The sequence below is a fragment of the Leisingera sp. genome (assembly GCF_034669605.1).
Taxonomy (GTDB): domain Bacteria; phylum Pseudomonadota; class Alphaproteobacteria; order Rhodobacterales; family Rhodobacteraceae; genus Leisingera.
The window spans coordinates 1-6,361 of record NZ_JAXMOX010000243.1 but is presented as its reverse complement, the minus strand read 5'-3'; the positions used below and the strand labels follow the sequence as shown (position 1 = coordinate 6,361).

The 6,361-nt window shown below is 56.8% G+C and carries 8 protein-coding genes and 1 pseudogene; all 9 read left to right on the top strand.

From position 1 onward, the window contains the following. Positions 1-407 precede the first annotated feature (407 nt). A complete protein-coding gene (locus VOI29_RS21635) occupies positions 408-881 on the top strand; it encodes a GNAT family N-acetyltransferase (RefSeq protein ID WP_323783587.1) in 474 nt (157 codons plus the stop codon). Positions 882-1,270: 389 nt separating this feature from the next. Beyond that, positions 1,271-1,585 (top strand): 30S ribosomal protein S10, encoded by a 315-nt coding sequence (gene rpsJ, locus VOI29_RS21630; protein WP_019298501.1) that lies wholly within the window; start codon positions 1,271-1,273, stop codon positions 1,583-1,585. 18 nt (positions 1,586-1,603) lie between these two features. Further along, positions 1,604-2,308 (top strand): 50S ribosomal protein L3, encoded by a 705-nt coding sequence (rplC, locus tag VOI29_RS21625; protein WP_024088531.1) that lies wholly within the window; start codon positions 1,604-1,606, stop codon positions 2,306-2,308. Then, positions 2,305-2,922, top strand: a complete 618-nt coding sequence (gene rplD, locus VOI29_RS21620) for a 50S ribosomal protein L4 (protein WP_323783584.1) — start codon at positions 2,305-2,307, stop codon at positions 2,920-2,922. The genes rplC and rplD overlap by 4 nt, the downstream gene beginning before the upstream one ends. Next, a complete protein-coding gene (locus VOI29_RS21615) occupies positions 2,919-3,215 on the top strand; it encodes a 50S ribosomal protein L23 (RefSeq protein WP_024088533.1) in 297 nt (98 codons plus the stop codon). The genes rplD and VOI29_RS21615 overlap by 4 nt, the downstream gene beginning before the upstream one ends. 448 nt (positions 3,216-3,663) lie before the next feature. After that, positions 3,664-4,896, top strand: a complete 1,233-nt coding sequence (locus VOI29_RS21610) for a hypothetical protein (RefSeq protein ID WP_323783582.1) — start codon at positions 3,664-3,666, stop codon at positions 4,894-4,896. Positions 4,897-5,107: 211 nt separating this feature from the next. Next, positions 5,108-5,950 (top strand): 50S ribosomal protein L2, encoded by an 843-nt coding sequence (gene rplB, locus VOI29_RS21605; RefSeq protein WP_323783580.1) that lies wholly within the window; start codon positions 5,108-5,110, stop codon positions 5,948-5,950. 3 nt (positions 5,951-5,953) lie between these two features. Further along, positions 5,954-6,232 carry a 30S ribosomal protein S19 gene (gene rpsS / locus VOI29_RS21600; RefSeq protein WP_024088539.1) on the top strand — a complete coding sequence of 93 codons (279 nt, stop codon included), beginning with the start codon at positions 5,954-5,956 and terminating at the stop codon, positions 6,230-6,232. A 3-nt stretch (positions 6,233-6,235) separates the two neighbouring features. Beyond that, positions 6,236-6,361, top strand: a pseudogene (locus tag VOI29_RS21595) (50S ribosomal protein L22); the annotation flags it as partial.

Below are 6,361 nucleotides of genomic sequence, written 5' to 3'. Positions count from 1 at the left end.
TGTCGAAAATCACCGAGTAAGACGGCTTTGCCGTCTGGTGGCGGCAGGCGGTTTTCCGCAGGAAAATCGCCGGGAGCCACTCAGGTGAGATAATAGAAAGGGCCGCTCGAAAGAGTGGCCCTTTTTCTGCAATTGGAAAACCTGGGCCAGCCGGAACAAAGCCGCAGGCCCCGGTCAGGCGCGCTCTCTTCGCATTATTGATCAGACTAACGGAATGACAGTTCGCTGGTTTGGCTCATTTCACGAAAGCAGGCGTTTGTTCTGAATGCAGCGTATGTGTAAAAGGAGTCCACAGTTCCCGATGCTGCATGATGCACGGATGTCTGCTACCGTGGCCTGTGCTTCCCTGCATACAAGACTTGGAACCAACACAGCGTGGCTACGGCATAAGGGCATTGAGGACCGGAATGGACTACCAAATAGCTTTACTCTTCGATCAAGCGGACGCAATGCAACGATTGGCCGAGTTGTTCATCGCCGAGTGGACGCCGTGGTACGGGCCGGATGGCAAAGGAAATGCAGAAGCCGACCTTATCGGATGCATGAACCGCGACCAATTACCGATTGCCGTTGTGGCGGTGAGCAAGGATGGGCAGATTCTCGGTACTGCCGCGCTCAAACTAGAATCGCTCGGATCGGAGCATTTTGACGGTCCTTGGTTGGCCGCTGTGGTAGTTGATCCAGATTTTCGTGGTCACGGCATCGGAACATCATTGATACAAGCAGTGGAAGAACAAGCTCGAAGGCTTGGTTTCGCCAAAATTTACACATCGACTGATGCTGCTAGCTCAATTGTCGAAAAACGCGGGTGGAAGTGCTTGAACCACACCGTGCAATCCTTGCGCGGACCCATTTCAATTTATAAGTTGGCGTTCGTTTAGGCAGCAATCTTAACGCGATCCACATCATGAACATGATCGAACCGCCCTAGGCGATCAATATTCTTCGTGGGTGATAAGCCGCCATTCATACTTGCAACAGGAACGGCAGCAATGTCCGCGTTGCCGCCGATGAGTGCAGTGCTCAGTCTCCGCTCTGTCCGCGTAACCTGCCTTTAACTCTCCCTAACAAACCCCAAACCCGCCGTACGCCCCAAACGCAACCGTTTCGGTGCGAAACCCCTTGCCAGACTGCCGCAGCAGGCGTATAGCGCGCAGGTTCGCTCTGTGCGGATAGAGGCGGGGTGATTCCCGCCTTTTGGGTTCGATGAGGGTTCGCGGTGGTCGCTGGCCCTCCTCTCAACCTCAACGCCTCAATAAAGGCAGATGTAATGCAAAGCCAAAACATTCGCATTCGGCTGAAGGCATTCGATTACCGCGTGCTGGATGCCAGCACCCAGGAAATCGTCAACACAGCCAAGCGCACCGGCGCTCAGGTCCGTGGCCCGATCCCGATGCCGAACAAAATCGAGAAATTCACTGTTCTGCGTGGCCCCCACGTTGACAAGAAATCGCGCGACCAGTTCGAAATCCGGACCCACAAGCGCCTGCTCGACATCGTTGATCCGACCCCCCAGACCGTGGACGCGCTGATGAAGCTCGACCTCGCCGCTGGTGTGGACGTCGAAATCAAGCTGCAGTCGTAAGATCGGAGGGTAATGAATATGCGCTCTGGTATTATCGCAAAGAAAGTCGGCATGACCCGGCTGTTCCTGGAAGACGGCAAGCAGATCCCTGTGACCGTTCTGTCGCTGGACGGCCTGCAGGTTGTTGCACAGCGCACCGATGACAAAGACGGCTACACCGCCGTTCAGCTCGGTGCTGGGTCCGCCAAGGCAAAGCGCACGTCGCAAGCCATGCGCGGCCACTTCGCCGCTGCCAAGGTTGCCCCGAAGCGGAAGCTCGTGGAATTCCGCGTGCCCGCAGACGCCCTGATCGAAGTCGGCGCCGAAATTTCGGCCGAACACTTCCTGGCAGGCCAGAAAGTGGACGTCACCGGCACCTCGATCGGTAAAGGTTTCGCCGGTGCCATGAAGCGGCACAACTTCGGCGGCCTGCGTGCGACACACGGTGTGTCGATCTCGCACCGTTCGCACGGCTCCACCGGTCAGTGTCAGGATCCGGGCAAAGTCTTCAAAGGCAAGAAGATGGCCGGCCACATGGGCGCAGCCCGCGTGACCACCCAGAACCTGGAAGTGGTGAAAACCGACGCCGACCGCGGCCTGGTCTTCATCAAAGGCGCCGTTCCCGGCCCGAAATCCGGCTGGGTTACCGTCAAGGACGCCGTGAAGAAGAAAGCCCCCGAGGGTCTGCCTTTCCCGGCCGCTCTGAAAACTGCGGAAGCTCCCGCGGAAGGTGGTGAAGCATGAAACTTGACGTGATCAAACTCGACGGCGGCAAGTCCGGCGACATCGAGCTGTCGGAAGACCTGTTCGGCCTGGAGCCGCGTGCGGACATCCTGCACCGTGTGGTCCGCTGGCAGCGCAACAACGCGCAGCAGGGCACCCACAAGGTGAAGACCCGCTCGGAGACCTCCTACTCGACCAAGAAGATCTATCGCCAGAAGGGCACCGGCGGCGCACGCCACGGTGACCGCAACGCGCCGATCTTCCGCAAGGGTGGTATCTACAAGGGCCCGACCCCGCGGTCGCACGGCCACGATCTGACCAAGAAGTTCCGCAAGCTGGGCCTGCGCCACGCGCTGTCCGCCAAAGCCAAAGCGGGCGAACTGGTCATCATCGAGGATGCAGCCTCCGAAGGCAAAACCGCCGCTCTGGCCAAACAGGTGAAAAACCTGGGCTGGAAACGCGCGCTGGTCATCGACGGCTCTTCGGTCAACGAAGACTTCCTGAAAGCGTCGCGCAACATCGAAGGCCTGGATATCCTGCCGACGATGGGTGCAAACGTCTATGACATCCTGAAGCGTGACACCCTGGTGATCACCAAAGCAGGTGTCGAAGCACTGGAGGCTCGCCTGAAATGAGCGCTAAAGCAGAACACTACGATGTGGTCCGCAAGCCGATCATCACCGAGAAAACCACCATGGCGTCCGAAAACGGCGCAGTGGTCTTTGAGGTGGCAATCGACTCGAACAAGCCGATGATCAAAGAAGCCGTCGAGGCGCTCTTTGGCGTCAAGGTGAAAGCGGTCAACACCACCATCACCAAGGGCAAGGTGAAGCGCTTCCGCGGCCAGATGGGCCGCCGGAAAGACGTGAAAAAGGCCTATGTGACCCTGGAAGAAGGCAACACCATCGACGTGTCCACCGGACTCTGAGATCTGCCTTTTTGACAAGATTGGAAGGCCCTCGCTGCCAAGCGGGGGCCTTTTGTGTTGGGGCAGCGGGCCTGTGGGGCATGGCGGGATCCTTGAGACAGCTTTGCCCTGAGGTATAGCCGCTGCCGGTTAAGATCCGCGAAGCCCAGCGTGCGCTGCCTGCGCAACGGGCTGCCAAAGCGCTGCCCTGTGATCTTGCCCATAGCGCGGCAGCAAGGCCGCAGGCCGCCGCGCCAGCACCATGCTGAAAGCATGACGCTGGCATGACCCGCCCCCATGGGGCGGCGCTTTTGGCTGGTGGTGTTCTCGTCGGCGAGGCGGTACGGACTTGGCCGGGATAAACTGCCAAACGCCACGTTGAGAGCGCCACCCCGCGGGACGGCGCTGGTGATTCAAAACATAGAGTTTGTTGATTTTTATAAGCTAACTGAAAAGACCGGCGCGGCACATGCCGAGTAGTAATTTTGAGGCGAAGATGATTTTTGACACAGCAACTTGGACGGCTGCGACTCCGAGCGATTTGGTGGACTTCTTGGACCGCAAAAGCAAATCGCGAAGTTCAAAATTTGGAGAGCTACTGGCCTTTCGTAGCAAGCTTTCCCCCTTGACAGTGTACAAGTACCTAGTAGCGAGATTTGGAGAGCCGAATGGGTTTATGACGCTTTCCAAAAAGAGCAAGGATAGTGATAACTTAGTCCACTGGGATTTCTTCATCGTGGCTGGCGAACATCGTATTTGGATTCAGGGCGGAAGTCGCGATGTCCAGGTGGGGATTAGCGGCCGTAAAATGAGGCCTTTGGACTGGGTCAAGTTTGTCAATGCCCTCAAGGGGGATTTTCGAAACCACGGTAAGGAAATGAATGCGGTCGGTCAGAGGCTGCAGAAATGGAAGCTGGTCTCCAACAGGCATGCTTTGATTGCCGAAGTGTGTGCCGAGTATCACGAAGTGCTGAGCGAAAATGGTGCTTCACCGGATTTCTCAGTTCCTCGTCGAACATCCAGTAAAGGGATCAAGCAATACCAGCGTAAGATACGTGGAATGGGAGCGAGAGCTAGCAAGCTTTTCGGGGCTGCAATTTCTTTGGATATTCTGACGCCAATCTTGGTCGAAAGTTTCATCAACCTTTTGATTTTCGCTCTGCGTCGCGAGGAGTTGCGGCAGAACGTACGGCAGTACGAGACATTTGTTCGCCAGCCAATTGACACCAGAGTTTTCGATTTGCACCTAAAATGTGAAGGTTTTATCGGCGGCGTTGACACTTCACGGAGCGAGTACAAGAACTTCAAGAAAGTAATGGATCGCAGAAACCTACGTGTTCACGGGAATGTAGATGTCTCTATGGACGAGGTGGAGGAGGTTTTCTTTGACGACTACATCCCACTCTATAGGGAAGGGGGGGATCCGATTCTGACGTTCTTCAAGAACCAAGAAAAGGTCTTTGACATTGATGGCGCTCTTGAGAGGTACCATCATGCACATGAGTTCATGGCCTATGTACGTAGCCTAGTTACCCGCAAACGCATGGAAGAACTCAACCTCATGATGGAGGATATGTCGTTTGGGTTTGATGAAAGCCGCAAGATCATGGGAAGGCTATTTCCGTCCCATGAAGCGATGATGGTATTGCCAGTACAATATGATGATGAGCTGAATGTGGATTGGGGTAAGGGGGTTGAATAGCGTAATCCGCGCTAGACTCCCCCCCCTATCACTGCTACACGCCATCCATCCTGCAGACCCCGGATTCGTTCCGGGGTTGTTACGTTTGTCAGGATGCATCAACTCTGGGACCTTCGGGGCCCTATATCTTTGGCACCTACGGGGGCCTTAAACATAGCCGGGCCAAAGACAATAACCTAAGGCCGGGCACGCTAAACGGAAGACAGAAAGCATGGCACTCAAGTCGTATAAGCCGACGACGCCGGGCCAGCGTGGGCTGGTTCTGATCGACCGTTCGGAGCTTTGGAAAGGGCGTCCGGTCAAGTCTCTCACTGAGGGTCTGACCAAATCGGGCGGCCGGAACAACACCGGACGGATTACTGCACGCCGCCGTGGCGGCGGCGCAAAGCGCCTCTACCGGATCGTTGACTTCAAACGGAACAAATTTGATGTAGCGGCCACCGTTGAGCGGATCGAATACGACCCGAACCGGACCGCATTCATCGCGCTGATCAAATACGAAGACGGCGAACAAGCCTACATCCTGGCGCCGCAGCGCCTGGCCGTCGGCGACAAGGTCATCGCCTCCGCGAAGGCCGACATCAAGCCGGGCAACGCAATGCCGTTCTCGGGCATGCCGATCGGCACCATCATCCACAACATCGAAATGAAGCCCGGCAAAGGCGGCCAGATCGCCCGTGCAGCCGGTACCTACGCTCAGTTCGTTGGCCGGGATGGCGGTTACGCCCAGATCCGCCTGTCCTCGGGCGAGCTGCGCCTGGTGCGTCAGGAATGCATGGCCACCGTCGGTGCCGTGTCGAACCCCGACAACTCGAACCAGAACTTCGGTAAAGCCGGCCGTATGCGCCACAAGGGCAAGCGTCCTTCGGTGCGTGGTGTCGTGATGAACCCGATCGACCACCCCCACGGCGGTGGTGAAGGCCGGACCTCCGGTGGCCGCCACCCGGTGACCCCCTGGGGCAAACCGACCAAGGGCAAACGGACCCGCAACAAAAACAAGGCGTCGCAGAAGCTTATCGTCCGCTCGCGCCACGCCAAGAAGAAAGGCCGCTAATCCATGGCACGTTCCGTATGGAAAGGCCCCTTCGTTGATGCTTATGTCTTGAAAAAGGCCGAAGCAGCGCGTGAGTCGGGCCGCAATGAAGTGATCAAGATCTGGTCGCGCCGTTCCACCATCCTGCCGCAGTTCGTCGGCCTGACCTTTGGTGTCTACAACGGCAAAAAGCACATCCCAGTCAACGTCTCGGAAGACATGATCGGTCAGAAGTTCGGTGAATATTCGCCGACCCGCACCTATTATGGCCATGCCGCTGACAAAAAAGCGAAGCGGAAGTAAGTCATGGGTAAGGAAAAGAATCCCCGCCGCGTGGCCGACAACGAAGCAATGGCAAAACTGCGCATGCTTCGCACCGGCCCGCAGAAACTGAACCTGGAGGCTCAGATGATCCGTGGCAAGAAAGTCGAG